The sequence below is a fragment of the Streptomyces sp. SX-6 genome (genome assembly GCF_059089585.1).
The window spans coordinates 291,909-312,132 of record NZ_JBTHHU010000001.1 but is presented as its reverse complement, the minus strand read 5'-3'; the positions used below and the strand labels follow the sequence as shown (position 1 = coordinate 312,132).

The following is a 20,224-nucleotide window of genomic DNA, read 5'->3' as shown; positions in this document are numbered from 1 at the left end:
TTGCAGCACGAGATCCTCAACCCCGCGACCGAAGAGGTCATCGCCACCGTCCCCGCCTCGACCCCCGAGGACGTCGACGCCGCCGTCCGCAAAGCCCTTACGGCACAGGCCGCCTGGGCCGCCCTGCCCCCCGGCGACCGCGCACGCCAACTGCGGCGCTTCGCCGCGGCCGTCGACGACAGGTTGGACGAACTCGCCGCCCTCGAGGTCCGCGAAGCCGGCCACCCCGTCGCGAACGCCCGCTGGGAAGCGGGCAACGTCCGCGACCTGCTCGACTACGCCGCCGGGGGAGTGGAACGGCTCGCCGGACGCCAGATCCCCGTCGCCGGTGGCCTGGACGTCACCTTCCACGAACCGCTCGGCGTCGTCGCCGTCATCGTCCCGTGGAACTTCCCCATGCCGATCGCCGCCTGGGGCTTCGCCCCCGCGCTCGCCGCGGGCAATGCCGTCCTCCTCAAACCCGCCGAGACCACCCCGCTCACCGCCCTGCGCCTCACCGAACTCGCCCGCGAGGCCGGGCTGCCCGACGGACTCCTCACGACCCTCCCCGGCGCCGGACCGGTAGCGGGCGACGCGCTCGTACGCCACCCCGGCATCGCCAAGGTCGTCTTCACCGGCTCCACCGCCGTCGGCAAACGCATCATGGCCACCTGCGCCGACCACGTGAAGCGCGTGACCCTCGAACTCGGCGGCAAGAGCCCGAACATCGTCTTCGCCGACGCGGACGTCGAACGCGCCGCCGCCACGGCCCCCGGCTCGTTCCTCGACAACACCGGCCAGGACTGCTGCGCCCGCAGCCGCATCCTCGTCCAGCGCTCCGTGTACGACCGCTTCATGGAACTCCTCGAGCCCGCCGTCCGCGCCGTCACCGTCGGCGACCCCGCCGATCCGGCCACGCAAATGGGCCCGTTGATCTCCGCCGCCCAGCGCGAGCGCGTACGGTCGTACGTCCCCGAGGCCGCGCCCGCCGCGATCCGGGGCGAGGCCCCGGCGGGCAAGGGGTTCTGGTACCCCGCCACCGTCCTCGAGGGCTCGCCGGACGACCGCGCCGCCGTGGAGGAGGTCTTCGGCCCGGTCGCCGTCGTCATCCCCTTCGAGGACGAGGCCGAGGCGGTGCGCCTCGCCAACGCCACGGACTACGGCCTGTCCGGCTCCGTCTGGACCCGCGACATCTCCCGCGCCCTGCGCGTCTCCCGTGCCATCGCGGCGGGCAACCTCTCCGTCAACTCCCACAGCAGTGTGCGCTATTGGACGCCGTTCGGCGGCTTCAAGCAGTCCGGCCTGGGCAGGGAGCTGGGCCCGGACGCGCTCGCCGCGTTCACCGAGACCAAGAACGTCTTCATCAGCACCGAGGAGTGCCAGTGACCGACCAGCCCCCCGTCTGCCGCCGCCTCGTCGGCCGTACCGCCGTCATCACCGGAGCCGGCGGCGGCATCGGCCTGGCCACCGCCCGCCGCCTCGCCTCCGAGGGCGCGCACGTCGTCTGCGCGGACATCGACGAGACCGCGGGCAAGGCGGCGGCCGACGAAGTCGGCGGCCTCTTCGTCCGTACGGATGTCACCGACGCCGGCCAGGTCGAGGCACTCTTCAAGGCCGCCTTCGACACCTACGGTTCCGTCGACATCGCCTTCAACAACGCGGGCATCTCCCCGCCCGAGGACGACTCCATCCTCACCACGGGCCTCGACGCGTGGAAGCGCGTCCAGGACGTCAACCTCACCTCGGTGTACCTGTGCTGCAAGGCGGCACTGCCCTATATGCAGCGCCAGGGCAAGGGCTCCATCATCAACACCGCCTCCTTCGTGGCCGTCCTGGGCTCCGCCACCTCGCAGATCAGCTACACCGCCTCCAAGGGCGGCGTCCTCGCGATGTCCCGCGAACTCGGCGTGCAGTTCGCCCGCGAGGGCATCCGCGTCAACGCGCTGTGCCCCGGCCCCGTCAACACGCCACTCCTGAAGGAGCTGTTCGCCAAGGACCCGGAACGGGCCGCGCGGCGGCTCGTCCACGTCCCGTTGGGCCGGTTCGCCGAGGCGGACGAGATCGCCGCAGCTGTCGCCTTCCTCGCCAGCGACGACGCGTCCTTCGTCAACGCCGCCGAATTTCTGGTGGACGGGGGTATTTCGGGGGCTTACGTCACGCCGCTGTAGGGTCCATGATCAACACCGGGGCCAGCCACTTGACCGTACCGGCCCCGGTGCACGACCCACCCCCGTACGTAAGAGGATCCATGCGCACAACGACGTCCGCCCTCGTCATAGGCCTCGCGGCCGCCGCGACCCTCGCGGCATCGGTACCCGCCGCCACCGCCGCCCCGGCCGCTGCCCGCCCCAACTGCCCGCAGCTGAGCAAGAACCTCCCCTGGTCCGGCGACAACCGCGCCAAGCTGCAGAAGATGATCGACGAGCGCGGCACCTGTTCCGGCAAGGGCGGGCTCCGCCCCGTCGCCGCCTTCGACTGGGACAACACCATCGTCAAGAACGACATCACGGACGCCACGCTCGCCTGGTCCCTCAAGCACGACAAGATCCTCCGCCCCAAGAGCTGGCGCGACACCAGCAAGTGGCTGACCCCGGCCGCCGACCGCGCCCTCACCCGCGCCTGCGGCACGTCCGTCCCCGTCGGCAAGCCGCTGCCCACCTCCCGCAACACCCGCTGCACGGACGAGATCTTCGAGATCCGCGAGAAGTCGCAGACCATGCGCGGCGAGGCGGCCTTCGCGGGCGACTGGAACCACCGCCGCACCGTCCCCGCGTACGCCTGGATCCCCCAGCTCTTCGCCGGTCACACCCCCGACGCCCTGCGCTCCTTCGCCCGCCAGGCCCGCACCGAGCAACTCGCCGCCCCGCTGGGCAGCAAGCAGAAGGTCGGCACTCACACCATCGCCGGGTACGTGCGCTACTACGCGCAGCAGAAGGACCTCATCCGCGCTCTGAAGGCCGCGGGCTTCGACGTCTACATCGTCTCCGCCTCCTCCGAGCCGATCGCCGAGGAGTGGTCCGGCGGCGTAGGCCTCGACCGCGCCCACACCATCGGCATCCGCAGCATCGTCAAGCACGGCCGCCTCACCACCGGCATCAAGGGCTGCGGCGGCGTCAAGGACGGCATGGGCGAGGCCCTGCCGTACATGGACGGCAAGCGCTGCCTCATCAACCAGGAGATCTTCAAGATCAAGGGCGCCAAGGCCTGGCAGCAGCAGGACTGGTCCCACCGCATCGCCCTGGGCGCCGGCGACGCCGACACGGACGTCACCTTCGTGAACGACGCCACGGGCGCCCACGTCGCCATCAACCGCAACAAGGCCGAGCTGATGTGCCGCGCCTTCGACAACGCGGACGGCCGCTGGGTCGCCAACCCGATGTTCATCGACCCCATGCCGCGCAAGCAGGGCAAGTACGCCTGCTCCACCACCGCCTACACCCGCCCGGACGGCACCCACGGCCCCGTCCGCCGCGCGAACGGCACGGTGATCCCGGACCAGTTGGACCGGGTGTAGTGGGCTGATGCGGGGCGGCGGCGCCGTGCGGTGTGGTCGTACGGCGCCGCCGCCGTGAACGAGCTGTGGTTACGGGCGGTTTGACGTGGTGGCCGCCCTCTCGGCCAGTTGCCCGGCCGCGGCTTCGAGGGCGTCACGAAGGTCCTCGGTGCCGGTGAGTGCATTCCACTGCTCGCTCTTCGGGTCAGGGGTGACCCAGACCCGGTCGCCGAGGAACTTGTCCGGGGGCGGGGTGAAGAGTTCCGACCCATGAGGGCGTACGCAGACACCGGGCATCCGGGCGAGCCGGTGCGCGGTGCGGAGCGGCAGCAGCCACCACATGAAGGGTTCCATGCAGCCCATTAGGTATGGGCCGATGCGCCGGTTGCGCTCCTTGAGCCAGGCGATGGCAGCGGTGGCAAGCGTGAAGTCGACCTGTGCCATGTCCCATTGCCGCCCGACCAGCAACGGGGCTGTCTGATCTGCTTGCCAGTGCTGGACGGCGTCACGAGGGTGACGGCTCGCTTGTGAGAGCCAGGTGGTCAAACGGGTCGGCGGCTCTTGGGCTGATGGCGTTCGGAACACTTCTCTCCTCTGGTTGAGTTCGGCCCAGACGACGGCGCCCTGTCTGGTCCGGTCGTGTCCGTACCGGTCCGCGTCAACGAGTCCAGCGAGGACGGCGCGGCGCGCCGGTTCGCTCAAGTCCGGGGGAAGGGCCACCTCGACGCGGATCCGGTCGGCGGTCTCATCAGTGCGCGGGGTGCGCCCGGTGGCTGCCGCGAATCGGGCGGCGATGGCCATGGCCTGGACTCTTGCGGTGCACACAGATGTCCTCGGGTGAGCAGTCGGTCACCTAGCGTATTTCTAATGCATTAGAATCCAGCTAATGCACTAGGTTGTCAACGCCGCCGCAACCGAGCCCTGGCAGGGCAGCACCGAGAGAGCTCCATGGCCGCACAACAACCGCCGTACATGCGAGTTGCCGACGACCTGCGTCGTCGCATCACCGCAGGTGAGTGGTCCGAAGGTGAGCGTCTGCCCTCTCGCGCCCAACTCGCCGTGGAGTACGGTGTCGGTTCGAACGTGCTGCAGAAGGCTCAGGAACGCCTCATCGTCGAGGGGCTGTTGGAAGGCCGTGCCGGGTCCGGTACGTACGTGCGCAGACCTCGTGAGCGCTTCCGCATGGTCCGTTCACGCCACCGTGAGCAACGGCATGACTCGCCGTTCCGCTCGGACATGCGCGAGAAGGGGCACATCGGCTCGTGGGAGTCCCACTCCGAGGCCCGCGTCGCGGCACCTGAGCGCATCGCGCGGCGACTTGCCATCGAACCCGGCGATCTGTGCGTCCGTACCGTCTACGAGTTCTTGGCCGATAGCCGGCCGGTACAGCTCTCCGAGAGCTGGGAGCCCATGGCCATCACCGCGGGTACCCCGGTGGTGCTGCCTGAACTCGGGCCGTTGGCGGGTACGGGCGTTGTCGAGCGGATGCGATCCATCGGGGTTCTCATCGCAACGGCCGTCGAAGTGCCTCGCCCCGCCCGCGCCACACAGGTGCAGGCGAACCTGCTGGGCATCAGTCTCGGCGACCTGGTCACGGAGATCGAGCGGACGTACTACGACACGGATGGTCGTCCTGTTGAAACCGCCGACATCGTTGTGCCGGACGCACGTTGGGAGATCGCCTATGAGATTCCGGTGGACCCGACGGGTGGTTGACCTCGCACCGACTGGCGCGGCGTAGTGACAGAAGGGCACCTCACCATGAGCACTGGAGCACCCCGGCCCGCGATCGGCGCCATCGTCTTGACGATGAACGACAGGCCGACCGAATTTCCCAGTGCCATGGCCTCGCTCCTCGCCCAGGAAGGCGTGGACCTCGACGTCGTTGTGGTCGGTAATGGATGCGAACCGGCCCAGGTGCCCGACGGTGTCCGGACGATCGCTCTGCCCAAGAACGTGGGCATCCCTGAGGGCCGCAACGTGGGCGCCGAGAACGTCAAGGGACAGCTCCTCTTCTTCTTCGACAACGACGCCGTCCTCCCCGAGCGCGACACCCTGGCCCGTCTCGCCGCAGAGCTCGAGCACGATGCACACCTGGCGTACGTCCAGCCGCGGATCGCCGACCCCATCACAGGGGTCACACTGCGCCGTTGGGTGCCCCGCCTGCGCGCCGCCGACGCCACACGGCCGGGAACCGTGACTGTCATGGCCGAAGGCGTCGTCATGGTCCGCCGCGACGTCTTCGAACTCGCCGGAGGCTGGCCGGGCGATTTCTTCCTCTTCCACGAGGGCGTCGACCTCGCGTGGCGGCTATGGGGCCACGGATACACCGGCCTGTACAAGCCCGACGTCATCGTCCACCACCCGGCGACCGACCCCGCCCGCCACGCCACCTTCTACCGGCTCAATGCCCGCAACCGGGTCTGGGTTGCCCGTCGCAACCTGCCCGCACCCCTGATCCCCTTCAACCTCGCCATCTGGGCGCTGATCACCCTGTGGCGCGTACGCGACCGCGGCGCCCTACGCACCTCGCTCGCCGGCTTCCGCGAAGGACTACGTACCGATCCCGGTGCTCGATTGCCGATGGGTTGGCGCACGGTCGCCCGACTGGCCAAGGCAGGCAGACCGCCAATCTTCTGACGGCCCACATCGATAGGGGGACATGACGCCTTTGCCGGTGTGGGTGGTATGCGCCGCCATGAACGCGTTGTGGCTACGGGCGACTTGGCGTGGTGACCCCTACCGCAATGCGTGCAGGCCGCCGATGATTACGGTGATCCCGAGCTCGAACCCGGCGTCCCGGACTTCCCGGGCGATGCCCGTCTTGCGGGCCTGCTCTTCGATCGTGAAGCCGTTGACGTAGCTGGTGAGTACGTCCGCACCGCCCTCGGCCTCGTCGGTGCTCAGGCCGAGGGCGGTGAGGGTGTCGACCGGTCGCCGGATGAACTCCAGGGCGATCGGGCCGGGAGTGCTCATCTGGGCCACGATCCGCGCCCCGTCGGGGTGGCCGAGCATCGCGTTCCGCAGGGCGTGGGCGAACGCCCGCAGGGACGCGTCCCCTTGCGGCTCCGGCACGGGTACGGCCATCGCCTCGCCGAGGATCCGTTCCGCGATCGCGTCCAGCAGTGCCTGTTTGCTCGGGTAGTGCCAGTACAAGGCGCCCACCCGGACCCCCAGTGAGTCCGCCAGTCTGCGCGTGGACAGGTCGTCCAGACCCACCTCGTCCAGCAGTTTCATTGCCGTGTCCAACACGACGTCCCTGTTCAGCGGCACGCCCGACCTCCTGTGTACGTCCGTGGCCAAGTCCATCATGCCTTGTCTTGAACACTGCTCAGGTATAACTTGAGCAGTGTTCAATTGAGCGGTGTTCAGGAGGGTGGGCGCATGAAGGTCATCGTGATAGGGGCGGGGCTGGGCGGTCTCTGTCTCGCGCAGGGACTGCGGGGTGCCGGGATCGACGTCGATGTCCATGAGCGTGATCCCGGTATCACCGCACGGTTCCAGGGCTTTCGGATCGGGATGAACGAGCGCGGCCTCGCGGGGCTGCGCGGGTGCCTGCCCGAGCGGTGGCACGCCCTGCTCGACGCGGTGCTCGGCGACCTGGCCGGGGAGAGTCATTTCCTCGACCCCCAGCTGAAGCCCGTCGAGACCTGGCTGTCCCGGCGGGCAGCCGCCGCCGACCGGCACGTGCTCCGCCGCCTCCTGCTGACCGGGCTGGACGGACATGTGCACACCGGCAAGGAGTTGACCGGCTATCAGGTGCTCCCGGATGGCAAAGTGCGCGCCGCCTTCGCCGACGGGACCGATACCACCGGCGACGTGCTGATCGGCGCGGACGGCGTCGGCTCGGCCGTGCGCCGCGTGCTCGCGCCCGAGGTGGTACCGACGGACACGGGGGTGCGCGCGGTCATCGGCCGGACCCCGCTGACCGAGCGGTTCGCCCGGCTGGTGCCTGGATTCGGCACCGGCATCAAGGGGCCGGACGCCACGCTCATGCTGGGCCCGATGCGATTCCGTACGCCGCCGCGAGAGGCGGCCGCCCGGTTCGCGCCGGAGGTGGAACTCCCGGACTCCGGCGACTACTTGCGCTGGGCGCTGACGCTGCCGCCGGGCCACCCCGGAGGCAGCGCGGTGGACGCCGCACTGGGCCTGATGGACAGCTGGCATCCCGAGCTGCGCGCACTCATCGAGGCCGCCGACGCGGACAACAGCATGCTGCTCTCGATCCGGGTGACCAGGCCCGGGGCGCGCTGGCCGGCCGGTCCGGTCACCCTGCTCGGCGATGCCATCCACGCGACCTCGCCCAGCGGCGGCAACGGGGCGAACACCGCCCTGCACGACGCGGATCTCCTGCGCCGCAACCTGATCAGTGCCGCCGAGGGCCGCACGACTCTTGCCGCGGCCCTGGACGACTACGAGACCCGGATGTTCGAGTACGGCCGCCAGGCTGTCGACGACAGTGTGGCCGCCATGGACAACTTCCTCCCCGCTCGGCGCGTTTGCTGACGAAAGTCAGTCGGCGGGACGGAGGTCGTACAGATACGAACGGTCGTCCTTGAAGCTGCGCCAGACCGTGGCAGGAGGCTCCGGTTCGTCACCGGAACCGTCCAGGGGGCGGCCGTTGACCACGCCGTCGGCATCCTCGCAGCGCCAGCCCTCGCCCGGCGCCCACACGCACCACACCTGCGCATCCGCCCGGCGATACGCGGGCCGGCCGTGACGTTCGCCGTCACGCTCGAACCGGTAGACGCGGCCGTCGAGTTGGCGTACGAGGGCAAATGTGGGAAGAGCTGTCGTCATGCCGGCACAGATTACGTGGACCACCTCACCCCCGTGGAGGCGGTCCACGACCGTACCGACGCTAACGAGGCCCCGTGTAAGCAGGATTGGAAAAATGTAGGATTCGCGGTGCGGGGACCCGATGTCTGTGCTTCCGAAGGGAGCAATGTGGACATCCAGGACGCTGCGCCCAGCATCCGGACGGCCGATGAGGCCGAACTCGCCTACCGAGCCCCCCATCCCCTCCTGGTCGGCTACGTGCTCGCGTACACAGGACAGGACTGGACGCTTGCCCGGCCGCTGTTGCGGCGGGTGACGGCGTTGGCGAGCGTTGTCCTCGTCATCGACTTCGAGCCGCCCGTACGGCGGTTCGGGCTGGGCCGGAATGTGGAGGTCTCCCCGGTGGCCGGGCTGAGGGAGCAGCCGGTGGTGATCGAGCAAGTCGGGCGGATGTACGGCGTGACGGTACAGCTGACTCCGCCCGGGGCCCGCGCGTTGTTCGGTCTTCCGCTGCACGAGCTCGCCAATACGACCGTCTGTCTCGCCGATGTGCTGGGCGTGGGCGCCCGACTGCTGGTGGAGCAGCTCGCCGAGGCCCCCGACTGGCACACGCGGTTCCGGATGCTGGACAGCTATCTGGTCAGCCGGATCACTGCCGGCCCGGAGCTGGCGGCGCCGGTCGAGTGGGCCTGGCGGCGGCTGATGGCCGTTTCCGGCGATGTGAGGATCGGCGCGCTCGCGGACGAAGTGGGCTGGTCCCGCCAGCACTTGAACGCCCGGTTCCGCCGGGAGATCGGCTTGCCTCCCAAGACCGTGGCCCGTATCGTCCGGCTGCAGCGAGCCCTGACCCTCATGCGCGGCACCGGGCTCTCATGGGCCGACACCGCAGCGGCATGCGGCTACACCGATCAGTCCCACCTCAACCGGGACTTCCGGTTGCTGACCGGCTGCACCCCGGACGGCATCCGGGCGCTCGCGGCCGATTGGCGCGGGGTGCTGACGGGCAACCCTGCCATGACCCACCGGCCTTGGCCCTTCGGCAAGCTCCTCGACCCCAAGCTCGCCTAGCTCGCATCGGCGCCGTCGTCTGTTGCGGACTCATAGGTTCCGTTATCGGCCAGGTAGTAGCTTCCGGTGGCGAAACCGTCGAAGGACCTGTGCTTGAGCCACTCCCTGGACATGCGGTGCAGAAGCTTGTACCGACGTTCCCAGACCATGGAATGGCCGGTGCAAGCCACCCGGAACATGAGCTTCTGCGGGCCGGGAATGGCGTCATAGAGCGCGGGAACCGAGAAGTGCAGCAAAGGGCCCGAGGACGGAGGTGTGTTGGCCTGGGTGTCGAGGTCGCCGTACACGATGAACACGGGCACTGTCCGGCCGAGCGTGGTGCCCAGAGGTACGGTGCCGTCGTTCCAGCCCCACCAGAAGGCGTTCCGGGTCCGCATCACGCCCTCGGTCGCTCCGGACCGCGTGGGGCCCCATTGGCTGCCGAGGACATCGTTGTCCATGATGGCCTGCCAGACGACGTCGACCATTCCCGGGTCCCGTTGCTTCGGGCATTGCTGTTCCCTGTCCCATGTGGCGGTGAAGGCATCCTTGCTGCCGATGTTCATCGGGAAGCCGAACACGGCGCGCGGAACGGAAACCGGCAACGGAACAGGTGGGTTGAAGGGGCCGGGGCTGCCGGCCCTGCCCTGGGGCGGGAAGATCGGCGCGAGCAGGAACAGGCTCCCGACCTTCTCAGGGTGCTGCAGCGTATAGGGGCCGAGCTGGAAGGCGGCCGCGGACCAGCCGATGAGCGCGAGCTGCGGCACGCCGCGCAGCCCCAGGATGTAGTCGACGACCGTGTTCACCTCGCTCCAGTCGCTCTGGGAGTTGTTCAACTGGTGCGGGTAGGCCGCGGCGCACGGGCCCGGCAGTGGGTTGGGGACGAGCAGGGTCGTCTGCTGAGCCGGGTTGGCATTGCACGGATTGTCCATCGTGGGCCGGGGCGAACGGCCGGATCCCTGGAGATCCATGATGAAGACGTCATGGCCGGCGTCCGCGAGGTCGGCGGCCCAGCTGTAGTCACCGTGCTGGAGATCGAACCCTGCGAGAGCGGGGACGCTCCTGCCGTGCAGCATGAGCACGGGATCGGGTGGATGGTTCGGTCTGGTGCCGTCGTATTCCCGCACGAAGAGGTCTACGGAATCCCCTGCGTTGGCGGGGACGGTGGAGGTGTGCGGGACCGCGTGGTCAAGAGGGGCGATGCTCATTGTCATCATCCGATCTCTCGGCTTCTCACGTGAGGTGGACCCAGCGCGCGCACGAAGGAAGGCGGTTGTGGTCCACGACCGTGAGCATCCACCATCCGGGCGGGGCCAGGTTCCGCTCCTGGGTCAGGGTGATGCGCAGCTCGCACAGGCCGTGCACCTGGAACGGCACGTCAACGATTCGCTGCTGGCTGTCGGTTGAGTGGGTGGTCGCCATCGGGCGCATCAGCTGGACCCACATGATGTCGCGGGCCTGCGGTGTACGGACGACGTACTCCCCGCCGTAGCCGACCTCCGCCGGCGCGTCCTCGATCTGCGGGCGCGTTCCGCGGAAGAGGTACGGGGGATGGAAGACCTCGATGCGCAGCTCGTCGTCGCCCCGGTTCGGGTTGGATCCGGCCGTGGCGACGCGGCCGTCCGGCAGCAGTGCCGCCACCGAGTGGTAGAGGCGGGGCACCGTGGCGGTCGCGGCGAGCGTCCACATGCCGGTGGCCGGGTCGTAGATCTCCGACTGCAGGACTGGATTCGACTCTCCCTGGGCGCCGCCGCCGCTGACGAAGACAGTGCGGTCGGGCAGCAGCACCGCGTTCAGCCGGGTCCGGCCGAAGTGCATGGGCGCGGTCGGGGAGTAGGAGGGGTGCGGCTGCGACAGGTCGGCGATGTCGGCGTTGGGGGTGGCACCGGCGCTGCCCAGGCCACCCATGACCATGACCTTCTGGTCCTGGGCAGGCGGCAGGAGCACGCTGGCGGCCTGGTCACGGTTGCCGGGCACGGTCAGCCCGGGCACCGGTGTGGTGGCGGCCGAGCCGAGGTCGATGATCTGGGCGGTCAGGTTGGTGTTGCCCAGCGAGGCACCGGTCCAGAAGATCCGCCCGTCCCGGAGCAGGAACAGGTGCGGATACAGCGGCCAGCCGGGCGTCCGCGCGGTGACGGCCGTCCACGTGTTCGCGGCGGGGTCGTACACCTCGGGCACGGAATTGACCGCCGTGCCGGCGGAGTTGGTGCCGGAGAGGGCGAGGACGTGGCCGTCGGCGAGAGTGACCAGCGTGGGGTACCAGCGGCCGTCGGCCATGTCGGCGACGTTCTTCCAGGTCCCCGTGGTGGAGCTGAGGATCGCCGCGTTGGGCAGGCCCTGGAAGGGGTCGTACTGGGCCGTGCCGCCGGCAGCGAGCAGATCACCGTTGGACAGCGTGGCCTGACCGCAGCAGAACGTGTCGTAGGAGATGGGGGGTTGGGTGAACGTGCCATTCCGGTAGTCCCACAGGACGGATCCGTAGGTGTGGGAGGTGTGCCGGGGGATGAAGTTGCCGGAACCCGAGAAGATGGCCAGTTGCCCGGTGTGCAACAGGGCGAAGTGGACGGCAAGGGTGATCGAATCGCAGGGCAGCAACTCCCACGCACCGTGCGCCGCGGCGTCCGCCAGGACCATGCCGCTGTCCATGGTGCCCATGTCCTGCGCGGTCATGCCGGTCATGCCCCCGCCACCCATGCCCGGCATCTCGTCCCTGCCCATGCCCGGCATGGTGTCCATGCCCGCCATGACGGCGCCCGGGCAGCCACGGGTGCCGTCCACATCGGGGCCGCAGTCGTCCGCGTCGGCGTAGGGGAGCACGATGTCGAGCGCGTCGACCGCCGCGGGCGTGAGCAACACCTGCTGGCGCGCCCGGACCAGGCCGGCAAGGCCCTGCATCATGTGTTCTTCGATGTGGCAGTGGAAGAGGAAGTCGCCGGTGACGGTCTCCAGGCAGGCGTCCGGCGGTGGTTGATCCTGCGCGGCGGCCACGACGGCAGGCAGGTCCGGCAGCGGCGTGGGGACGACGGTGTCGATGGTGAACCCCTCGGTGGGGCTCAGCGGATGCACATCGGCCGCGCCGCCCGGTGGGGTGGGAATCTGCCACCGCGCGGCGTGGGTGTGCACGTTGTGCCACTCGCTCGCGAGGTCGAGGTTGACCAGGTACCAGCGCAGCTTCTGGCCCGCGTCGGCGACGATGGTGGGCGTGTTGCCCACGTAGCCGCGTCCGTTGAGACAGAACGACTGGGCCCCGCCACCGGGGGCGTAGACGATGTGCTCGTGCTGGCCGTTGTTCGTCCATACGACCGTGCCACCGGGGCCGACCTGAACGGCGACCGGGGAGAAGAAATTGTCCTGGATGCTGACACCCACCGTGCTCGCCGCGCCCGAAACCACTTGTACGGTGCCGGACATGGTCGTGCCGTGGATCTTGCAGTGGTACGGGTAGGTGGTCGGCGTGCTGCCGAAGACGTGCTGGTACTGCTGCCCCGTGGCCAGGGTCGGGCTCTCGAAGCCGCTCACGGCCAGGTCCCCGGCGAGGGAGTGGACGAACAGCGGAATCTCGTGATCGACCCTTGGCGCGGCGGGATTTCGCACGATCAGCGCGCCGAACAGACCGCGCTGCACATAGCGCTGCACGCTTTGGCGGTGATCGTGGAACGCCCACACGCCGATGGTGTCCGCGGTGGCCGTGAACCGGTACGTCCAGTCCTGGCCGGGAAGGATCTCGTCGCTCCGGCGCCCGTCACGGCTGCGTACGCCGAGGGGCCAGGCGCCGTCGGAGTCGACTCCGTACGGCAGTCCGTGAAGATGGAAGCTGTGGCAGGCGTCCGGGTCGGCATTGCGCACGTGGACTGCCAGCGTCTCCCCGACGTCCGCGAACAGCACACAGCCGGGTACCCGCCGGTCCCATGGAGGCTCATTGATGTCGGCCTCGACAAGTTTGTCGGTGACCGGTTCGGTGTACTGGGCATTCTTGTACTGGCGGTACACCACCGCGTCGAAGGTCGAGGCGAAGATCTCTCCCGCTGTCACCCGCCCGAGCTCATGGCCGGGATTCCGCATGAAGTCGCGCCCGTAGCGCCGTGCGTAGAGTTCGGGAGCCAGCGGGCTGTATCCGGCCAGCGGCTCGATGCGCAGATAGACATCCCGATGAGCCATTGAAGATTCTCCTTCGCCCCTCGGGCCGGTAACCCCATCTTCTGCGACGCCCGGAAGTCGCGCATTTCGGGCGGCTTCACACAGCTCAGGTGATCGTGAGTGTCGTCACTCCGCTGACATCGGTGATGCCGGTGGTGAGGCACTGCAGCGCGCTCGGCTGCGGCAGGACGACGATCTCCAGCACGTTCCGGCCCTTGAAGAGGCCGTCGGTGACGGTGCCGGTGATGGTGGTGATCACCTGGCCTGCCACGGCCGTGCTGCTGCCTTGGACATCGGCGACGCTGAAGCCGCCGGTGTTCCATGCGTACGTCCGGCTGTCATGGAATCCCTCAAGAAGGTTGTTGCAGCCGGTGTAGAGGTTGAAGTGCTCGTGGTACCGCCCGCTCGCCACCTTGCCGCCGATACAGGACGTGAGCTGTCCGTCGACCGTGAAGCCGATGCGCCGTGCCGCGAAGGTGATGCCCGGGGTGTAGGAGACGGACTCGGTTCCCGCGCACTGCAACAGGGCGGCGGACGGGCCCTGATGAGCCGAAGCCGGGGCCGGTACGGCCGTACCGAAGACGGCGACGGCTGCCAGGGCGACTGAACGCATCCATGATCTGCTGACGGCCACGGCCGGCCTCCTTCGCTGCGTGCAGGGTGGCGTGAGGTAGGCCATGCCCCGCCCAGGTGCCCGGGAGACAGGCGCCCGGTTGCACACGGCCGCGCGAGCAGCATGCGCACGCCTGCCGGTGACGGCCGCGCCGCGCGTAGTCTCATGGGGTGACGGATGCGCTGAAGGCCGGAACACTGGCGGTGCCGGGCGCGAAGCTGTACTTCGAAGTGCGGGGCAGCGGGCCGCTGTTGCTGCTCATCCCGGGCGGTTCCTGCGACGCGGAAGTCTTCCGGCGTCTGGCGGGCATCCTCGCCGCGAACTACCGCGTCGTTTCCTACGACCCACGGGGCAATTCGCGCAGCACACTCGACGGGCTGTCTCCGCGGCAATGGGCCGAGGCGCATGCCGATGACGCGTACCGGCTGCTCGAACACATCGCCGGGACGGATGAGCCGGTGCGGGTGTTCGGTGGCTGCTCGGGCGGGCTGACCGCACTCGAACTCGTGGTGAGGCATGAGCGCAGGGTCCGGCTGGCGGTCGTGCACGAACCACCGGCGATGCGACTGCTGCCCGACGCGGAGGACCAACTGGCCGTCCTCGACAGCGTTCACGAGACCTACAACCGGCAGGGCGTAGCGGCGGCCCTGTGCAGGCTCCGGGCCGTCTTCAGCGGCCGCGCGGCACCGCCACTGCCTCAAGCCGCCGACAACAGCGCGTATTTCCTGGCTCATGTGATGCCGGAGTCCACCCGCTGCGTTCCCGACCTGGCCGCGCTCGCGGGCGTGGCGGACCGGCTCGTGGTGGCCGGAGGACGGGAGTCGCGTACCCACGTCGTCCACCGGCCGGCGGTCGTCCTCGCGCGGCGGCTCGGCCGTGAACTGGTGGAGTTCCCCGGCGGGCACGCCGGCTACGCCACCCGCCCCGCCCCCTTCGCCGAGCGGCTCGTCGAGGTCCTCGCCTGATGCGCATCCTCATGGGCGCCCAGAACTGCGGCTTCGGCCCGGCCGCCGAACTCGTCGCCGTCGCCCGGCTGCTCCGCGGACACGAGCGGGTCTTCGTGGGCGACGGAGTGGCGGCGTTGTTCGCACGCCGTCACGTGGACGCCTTCGATGACGTCGCGGACCCCCAGCTGCTGGACCACCTGCTGGAGAACAGTGATCAGGTGGTCTCCGTCATGGACGCCGACCTGGCCGTACGAGCCGCCGTGGCGCGGCGGCCGGTGGTCATGGTGGACAGCCTGTTCGGCTTCTGGCAGCTTCGGCGGCCGCTCGAGCAGATCCGCGATACCTCCATAGCGGCGGCCCGGCTCTCGCCGCACGAGCGCATCGTGGCGGCCCACTTGCTCGCTGAGCACAGCGTGGTCCAGAACTTCCCCGGAGTCGCGGAGCGCATGGCCGATTTCGCCGGTATCGGCGCCGGATCCGCGATGCACCTGACCGGTCCGATCGTCGACCTCGAAGGCCTGCGGGAGGCGCCTCGTGGCACCGGGCCGGAACCGGAGTACGAGCTCCTGATCAACATCGGCGGCTTCAAGAACTTCCTGCTGGACTTCGACGTCAACAACGACTACGTCCGTCTGATGCACCGGTGGATACCCGATCTGCTGCGTGACTGGCGGCAGTTCACCCGGGTCCTGGTGTGCGGTGGCCCCTTCGCCGGGCACAGGGAGACGTCGTTCTCGGCCGCAGGACGCCGCGCCGACTGCCGTTTTCTGCCACAGCGCGAACTGCTGCGCCACGTGGCGGGAACCCCGCACTACCTGCTCACCCCCGGGCTCACTGCGCTCCATGAGTCCCTGCTCCTCGGCCGGTTGCCGCTCGCGCTCCACGAACAGCACTACGCGCACGTCCACACCGTGCGGCAACTCGCCGGCACGGTCTTCGGCCGCACGGCCGCCCGGTTCGCGGACGTCCTCCCCGGCCATCCGCTGCCCGAGGACGACCACGCCGGAACCGTGGCCCTCGTGGACATCGCCGGCCGGGTCCGGGAGGACGAGGAGCTCTACGCACGCTTCCGCAGGACGTCCAACGAACGGATCGAACACCACCTTTCGCTCACGCGGGAACAGCGGAAGCAGGGCGTGGAGGAATTGCGTGACCTGCTGGACGGACCCCCGGTCTCCGAGGTGATCAACGGGATCGTCACGGCGTAGGCCGAAAAACGCCACCAGGCCGCCGGTCATGTCGCATTGCGGCCAGTTCGCCGGGCGCGAATGGTGCAGCATGCCGTCGAATCCGATCATGGCTGCGTCACTCCACCACAAATCACCTCACAGGGACGGCACTTCATGCCCACCGCCTTCGACCCCATCGCCCTCGGCCCGCTCACCCTCCCCAACCGCATCGCCATGGCGCCGCTCACGCGCCGCCGCGCCTACGGCGAAGGGCTGTCCGCCACGCCCCTCATGGCGGAGTACTACGCGCAACGGGCCTCTGCCGGGCTGATCGTCGCCGAGGCGATACAGCCCAACGAGGTCGGCCAGGGCTACACCGACACCCCCGGCCTGCACAGCGAGCAGCAGACGCGGTCGTGGCGGCAGGTCACCGACGCCGTGCACCGCGCGGGCGGGCGCATCTACGCGCAGTTGATGCACGCGGGCCGCAACAGCCACCCCGAGCTGCTGCCGGGGAACGGGAGCCTGTATCCGCTCGCCCCGTCGGCCGTGGCCGCGTCCGGGGTCGTACGGGTGTCGGGGGAACCGGCCGTACGCAAGTCGTACCCCGTGCCGTCGGCCATGACCGCACACGACATCCGGGACACCATCGAGGCGTTCGCCGACGCCGCGGGCAACGCCCTGCGCGCGGGTTTCGACGGCGTCGAACTCCACGGGGCGTACGGATACTTGATCCACCAGTTCTTCTCGGAGAACGCCAACGACCGCACCGACCGCTACGGCGGGAGCATCGCCAACCGCATCCGCTTCGCCCTCGAACTCGTCGACGCGGTTGCCGCCGTGACCGGGCCCGAGCGGCTGGCGCTGCGCATCTCGCCCGGCTGCACCCCCTTCGGCCTCACGGAAGGCGACACCGGTGCGCTGTACACCGCGCTGCTCGGCGAACTGCGCGACGACCTGTCCTATGTGCACGTCTTCGAATTCCCCGGCAACCGGGCGCTGACGGAGAAGCTGCGCGCCCTGTGGCCAGGGACGTTCATGCTCAACCCGCATGAGACCGACCAGTCGTGGCCCGCGGGCCATGGCGACCTGCGTCTGGTCGGGGACGGCCTGGCCGACATCCTGTCCTTCGGCACGCTGTTCATCTCCAACCCCGACCTCGTCGAACGGTTCCGCGCGGGCGGCCCGTTCACCCCGGCCGACGAGGAGACCTACTACCGCGGCGACCACCGCGGGTACACCGACTATCCGGTGCTTCCCGCGGTGGCCGCGTCCTGACCGCGTCAGCCCTGACCGCTTCAGCTGAGCCCGGGCAGGCCCTTGACGGGGACAGCGCCGGAGGCCGGCAGGTTCCGTGTCGGGAGGCCGCCGGGGGCGGGCAGCTCCTGGGTGGCCGACCTGGTGGTCTCGCCCAGGATGTCGCCGGCCGAGCCCGCCGTGTCGCCGACCGCGCGCCGGGCGGCGGCGGTTGTCTTCTTCACGACCGTGCCGCCCGTACGGCCCGTGGCGGGCACGGTCCGCTTCAGGGCGTTGCCCCCGGTCTCGCCCGCGACGTGCGTCGTCTTCTGCGCGGCCGAGTCGACCGTGTCACCCAGGCTGCCGGTGTCGAGGACGGTCAGCCCGCTCACGTCCGTGATCTTGGGCAGGGGCGCGGCCTGGGCGGAGGCCGCCGATCCCAGGGTCAGGGCCGTCGCGGCCATGGTGACCGCGGTGAGGACTCGTCGCATCAAGGCTCCTTCAGGGAGACGGGACGGGCATTCCTGCCACTAGAACGAGTGGGGAGATTGCCGGACACGTCCCGGTAGTGTCACGGCGCGTCGGCGTGCAGTCCTGCGATCAGCCACTCGACAGCCGTGCCCATGCCCGGATTCACCGGCCAGCCGTTGATCACCGAAATGAGCTGCCAGTACCGCTCGTAGCCCGACGTGTGGCCGATCTCCATCCGCTCCAGGAGCCACGCGCGGAACTCCGGTCCGTCCTCGCGGCCGGCCAGTTCGGCGCAGCGGCGCGCGAGTTCGTCGATCACGGGCCGTCCCGCTGCCGAGCCGGGGGCGATGCCCGCGTCCCGCGCGGCGGTCACGTGCTCCCGCACGAGCTCCGCCAACTGCCGTGCGGCGTCCGCGTCCGGCTGCCCGGCTTCCGCGCGGGCCCGGACCTGGTCGGCGGCGGCGCGGCGTATGCGCGTACGGAAGCCGTCGTCCTGGACGAGCCCGGCGAGCTCCACCCAGGCGTCGATCTGCTCCGGCGACGGGTCGTCCGGCAGGACGGGCATCGCGCCGCGCATCATCACCATGAACTCGCCGTCGACATCGAGTCCGTCGAAGGCGTGGTCGATGAAGTCGTGGATCAGACGGCGGCGTTCGTCGTCCGTGAGGTGGGCGAGTGTGTTCATGAGTTCCAGCTCCTCGGATGTCGACCCGCGGCCGGCCACCGCTCGCAGGACCGCCTGGCGCAACCGCAGCGTGCGGATGTGCGCGTCCAGCGCCTCGGCGTGCGCGGCGGCGACATCGGCGACGGTCACCTCGCGAGCCAGCACGCGCTGGACGGTGGTGAGGCCGACGCCGAGCTCGCGCAGCGTACGGACGAGACCCAGACGGGCCAGGGCGCCCTGGTCGTAGAGCCGGTAGCCCGCGGGAGTACGGGCGGTCGGCGGCACCACGCCCTCGTCGGACCAGAACCGGATGGTCTTGACCGGAAGACCGGTCAGCCGGGCCAGTTCGCCGATCGAGTGGAGAGTGCCGTCGTCCATGCCGCCCACTGTGGAGTCTCCCGTCGCTGGAGAGTCAAAGGCTATGGCGTGATCACAGGAAGGTGTGCCCCTCGCCCCGGTACGTCGGCGCCGTCCCCACCACCCGGTCGCCGTCGACGAGATGGAGCTCCGCGAAGCGCTCGCACAGCTCGCCCGCCTTCGCGTGCCGGAACCACACCTTGTCGCCGATCAGCAGATCGTCCGCCGGCGTGCCCAGCAGCGGGGTCTGGACCTCGCCCGCGCCCTCCCGCCCCGCGAGCCGCAGGCCCTCCGGGAGGTACGGCACCGGGAGCCGGTCCGCCCCGGCCGCGCCCGACGCCGGGTAGCCGCCGCCCAGGACGGTCACCACGCCGGGCCCGGGGCGGCGCACGACCGGCAGGGCGAAGAGCGCCGCGGGGCTGCCGCGGAAGGAGGTGTAGCCGTCGAACAGCCGCGGCACGTACAGCCCCGAACCGGCGGCGACCTCCGTGACCGCCTCCTCGGCGGCCGTGTGCTGCACGCTGCCCGTACCGCCGCCGTTGACGAACTCCAGCTCCACGACCGCCCGTACGGCCCGTACGGCCTCGGCGCGCAGGACGGCCAGCTGCCGGCGGGCGGCGGCCTGCAGCAGCCGGACCGCCCGCGAGGTGACCGGCCGGCCGGCCACGGCGTCGCCGACTCCGGCGATGTGCGCCTCGTACGCCATCAGCCCGACCAGCCGGAAACCGGGGCGGCGGTCGACGGCGCGGGCGAGCTCGGCGAGCCGGTCCGCGTCGTGCAGCGGCGAGCGCAGCGCGCCGACGCGCAGCCGGCCGCCGAACAGCCGCAGCGAGGTGTCCAACTCCAGGCAGACGCGCACCACTTCGCGGCCGCTCCGGGCGGAGTCGATCAGCGCCAGCTGCGCCGGGTCGTCGACCGTCACCGTGACCGCGCGGGCGAGGGCGGCATCGGAGGTCAGCTCGGCGAAGGCCGCGCGGTCGGCCGAGGGGTAGGCCAGCAGCACGTCGTCGATCCCCGACCGGGCCAGCCACAGCGACTCGGCGAGCGTATGGCTCATCACCCCCGCGAAGCCGTCCCGCGCCAGCACCCGCTCCAACAGGGCCCGGCTGCGTACGGACTTGGTCGCCACCCGCACCGGCTTGCCCCGCGCCCGCCGCACCAGATCGGCGGCGTTCGCGTCGAACGCCCGGAGGTCGACCACGGCCAGCGGGGCGTCGAGGCGGGCGGTGGCCCGGTCGTAGCGGGCACGGTCCATGACGGGGCCGACGGCGTGTGCTATCGCGGGCGACATGCGCGCAGCCTGCCAGAGCGCGTTACCGAGGGGTAGAGGTG

19 protein-coding genes are annotated in these 20,224 nt (G+C 70.0%); 10 read left to right on the top strand and 9 right to left on the bottom strand.

What is annotated here, in order from left to right; all coding sequences use genetic code 11:
* From ACV530_RS01565 to ACV530_RS01555, 3 genes are all read left to right on the top strand, one after another.
* Entirely contained in the window at positions 1-1,365 is a 1,365-nt protein-coding gene (locus ACV530_RS01565) for an aldehyde dehydrogenase family protein (protein ID WP_494330338.1), read from the top strand.
* Complete coding sequence (locus tag ACV530_RS01560; RefSeq protein WP_494330337.1) at positions 1,362-2,147, top strand: 3-oxoacyl-ACP reductase; 786 nt, start codon at positions 1,362-1,364, stop codon at positions 2,145-2,147. Before ACV530_RS01565 ends, ACV530_RS01560 begins: the two co-directional genes overlap by 4 nt.
* 80 nt (positions 2,148-2,227) lie before the next feature.
* Positions 2,228-3,493: a haloacid dehalogenase-like hydrolase gene (locus ACV530_RS01555; protein WP_494330336.1), complete on the top strand. Its 1,266-nt coding sequence runs from the start codon at positions 2,228-2,230 to the stop codon at positions 3,491-3,493.
* Between the two features lie 69 nt (positions 3,494-3,562).
* Here ACV530_RS01555 and ACV530_RS01550 read toward each other — a convergent pair whose 3' ends face one another.
* Positions 3,563-4,273, bottom strand: coding sequence for a hypothetical protein (locus ACV530_RS01550; protein ID WP_494330335.1), 711 nt, complete (start codon positions 4,271-4,273; stop codon positions 3,563-3,565).
* Between the two features lie 147 nt (positions 4,274-4,420).
* On the opposite strand from ACV530_RS01550, the gene ACV530_RS01545 reads away from it, so the two are divergent.
* Positions 4,421-5,188, top strand: a complete 768-nt coding sequence (locus ACV530_RS01545; protein WP_494330334.1) for a GntR family transcriptional regulator — start codon at positions 4,421-4,423, stop codon at positions 5,186-5,188.
* A gap of 45 nt (positions 5,189-5,233) precedes the next feature.
* The gene (locus tag ACV530_RS01540) at positions 5,234-6,112 is read left to right on the top strand and encodes a glycosyltransferase family 2 protein (RefSeq protein WP_494330333.1); all 879 of its coding nucleotides are present in this window, start codon (positions 5,234-5,236) and stop codon (positions 6,110-6,112) included.
* Positions 6,113-6,211: 99 nt separating this feature from the next.
* Here the strand turns inward: ACV530_RS01540 and ACV530_RS01535 are convergent, their stop codons facing one another.
* Positions 6,212-6,745, bottom strand: coding sequence for a TetR/AcrR family transcriptional regulator C-terminal domain-containing protein (locus tag ACV530_RS01535; RefSeq protein WP_494330332.1), 534 nt, complete (start codon positions 6,743-6,745; stop codon positions 6,212-6,214).
* 111 nt (positions 6,746-6,856) lie between these two features.
* Between ACV530_RS01535 and ACV530_RS01530 the strand changes: the two genes are divergently transcribed.
* Positions 6,857-7,978, top strand: a complete 1,122-nt coding sequence (locus tag ACV530_RS01530; RefSeq protein WP_494330331.1) for an FAD-dependent oxidoreductase — start codon at positions 6,857-6,859, stop codon at positions 7,976-7,978.
* A gap of 6 nt (positions 7,979-7,984) precedes the next feature.
* On the opposite strand, the gene ACV530_RS01525 is transcribed toward ACV530_RS01530, so the two are convergent.
* Positions 7,985-8,272: a hypothetical protein gene (locus ACV530_RS01525; RefSeq protein WP_494330330.1), complete on the bottom strand. Its 288-nt coding sequence runs from the start codon at positions 8,270-8,272 to the stop codon at positions 7,985-7,987.
* A gap of 147 nt (positions 8,273-8,419) precedes the next feature.
* On the opposite strand from ACV530_RS01525, the gene ACV530_RS01520 reads away from it, so the two are divergent.
* Positions 8,420-9,319 carry a helix-turn-helix domain-containing protein gene (locus tag ACV530_RS01520; protein WP_494330329.1) on the top strand — a complete coding sequence of 300 codons (900 nt, stop codon included), beginning with the start codon at positions 8,420-8,422 and terminating at the stop codon, positions 9,317-9,319.
* On the opposite strand, the gene ACV530_RS01515 is transcribed toward ACV530_RS01520, so the two are convergent.
* The 3 genes from ACV530_RS01515 to ACV530_RS01505 form a co-directional block, all read right to left on the bottom strand.
* A complete protein-coding gene (locus ACV530_RS01515) occupies positions 9,316-10,506 on the bottom strand; it encodes an alpha/beta fold hydrolase (RefSeq protein WP_494330328.1) in 1,191 nt (396 codons plus the stop codon). The genes ACV530_RS01520 and ACV530_RS01515 overlap by 4 nt on opposite strands.
* 25 nt (positions 10,507-10,531) lie before the next feature.
* Positions 10,532-13,456, bottom strand: a complete 2,925-nt coding sequence (locus ACV530_RS01510) for a galactose oxidase-like domain-containing protein (protein ID WP_494330327.1) — start codon at positions 13,454-13,456, stop codon at positions 10,532-10,534.
* Positions 13,457-13,541: 85 nt separating this feature from the next.
* On the bottom strand, positions 13,542-14,069 hold the full coding sequence (locus ACV530_RS01505; protein WP_494330326.1) for a hypothetical protein: 528 nt from the start codon (positions 14,067-14,069) through the stop codon (positions 13,542-13,544).
* 149 nt (positions 14,070-14,218) lie between these two features.
* Between ACV530_RS01505 and ACV530_RS01500 the strand changes: the two genes are divergently transcribed.
* From ACV530_RS01500 to ACV530_RS01490, 3 genes are all read left to right on the top strand, one after another.
* Positions 14,219-15,013 carry an alpha/beta fold hydrolase gene (locus ACV530_RS01500; protein ID WP_494330325.1) on the top strand — a complete coding sequence of 265 codons (795 nt, stop codon included), beginning with the start codon at positions 14,219-14,221 and terminating at the stop codon, positions 15,011-15,013.
* Positions 15,013-16,203, top strand: coding sequence for a hypothetical protein (locus ACV530_RS01495; RefSeq protein WP_494330324.1), 1,191 nt, complete (start codon positions 15,013-15,015; stop codon positions 16,201-16,203). Before ACV530_RS01500 ends, ACV530_RS01495 begins: the two co-directional genes overlap by 1 nt.
* Before the next feature lie 135 nt (positions 16,204-16,338).
* Positions 16,339-17,442: an alkene reductase gene (locus ACV530_RS01490; RefSeq protein ID WP_494330323.1), complete on the top strand. Its 1,104-nt coding sequence runs from the start codon at positions 16,339-16,341 to the stop codon at positions 17,440-17,442.
* A gap of 20 nt (positions 17,443-17,462) precedes the next feature.
* Here the strand turns inward: ACV530_RS01490 and ACV530_RS01485 are convergent, their stop codons facing one another.
* The 3 genes from ACV530_RS01485 to ACV530_RS01475 all read right to left on the bottom strand — a co-directional run bounded on the left by ACV530_RS01485 (position 17,463) and on the right by ACV530_RS01475 (position 20,183).
* Positions 17,463-17,891 carry an ATP-binding protein gene (locus ACV530_RS01485; protein ID WP_494330322.1) on the bottom strand — a complete coding sequence of 143 codons (429 nt, stop codon included), beginning with the start codon at positions 17,889-17,891 and terminating at the stop codon, positions 17,463-17,465.
* Between the two features lie 80 nt (positions 17,892-17,971).
* On the bottom strand, positions 17,972-18,913 hold the full coding sequence (locus ACV530_RS01480; protein ID WP_494330321.1) for a helix-turn-helix domain-containing protein: 942 nt from the start codon (positions 18,911-18,913) through the stop codon (positions 17,972-17,974).
* A gap of 52 nt (positions 18,914-18,965) precedes the next feature.
* Positions 18,966-20,183, bottom strand: a complete 1,218-nt coding sequence (locus ACV530_RS01475) for an amino acid deaminase/aldolase (RefSeq protein WP_494330320.1) — start codon at positions 20,181-20,183, stop codon at positions 18,966-18,968.
* Positions 20,184-20,224: the final 41 nt, after the last annotated feature.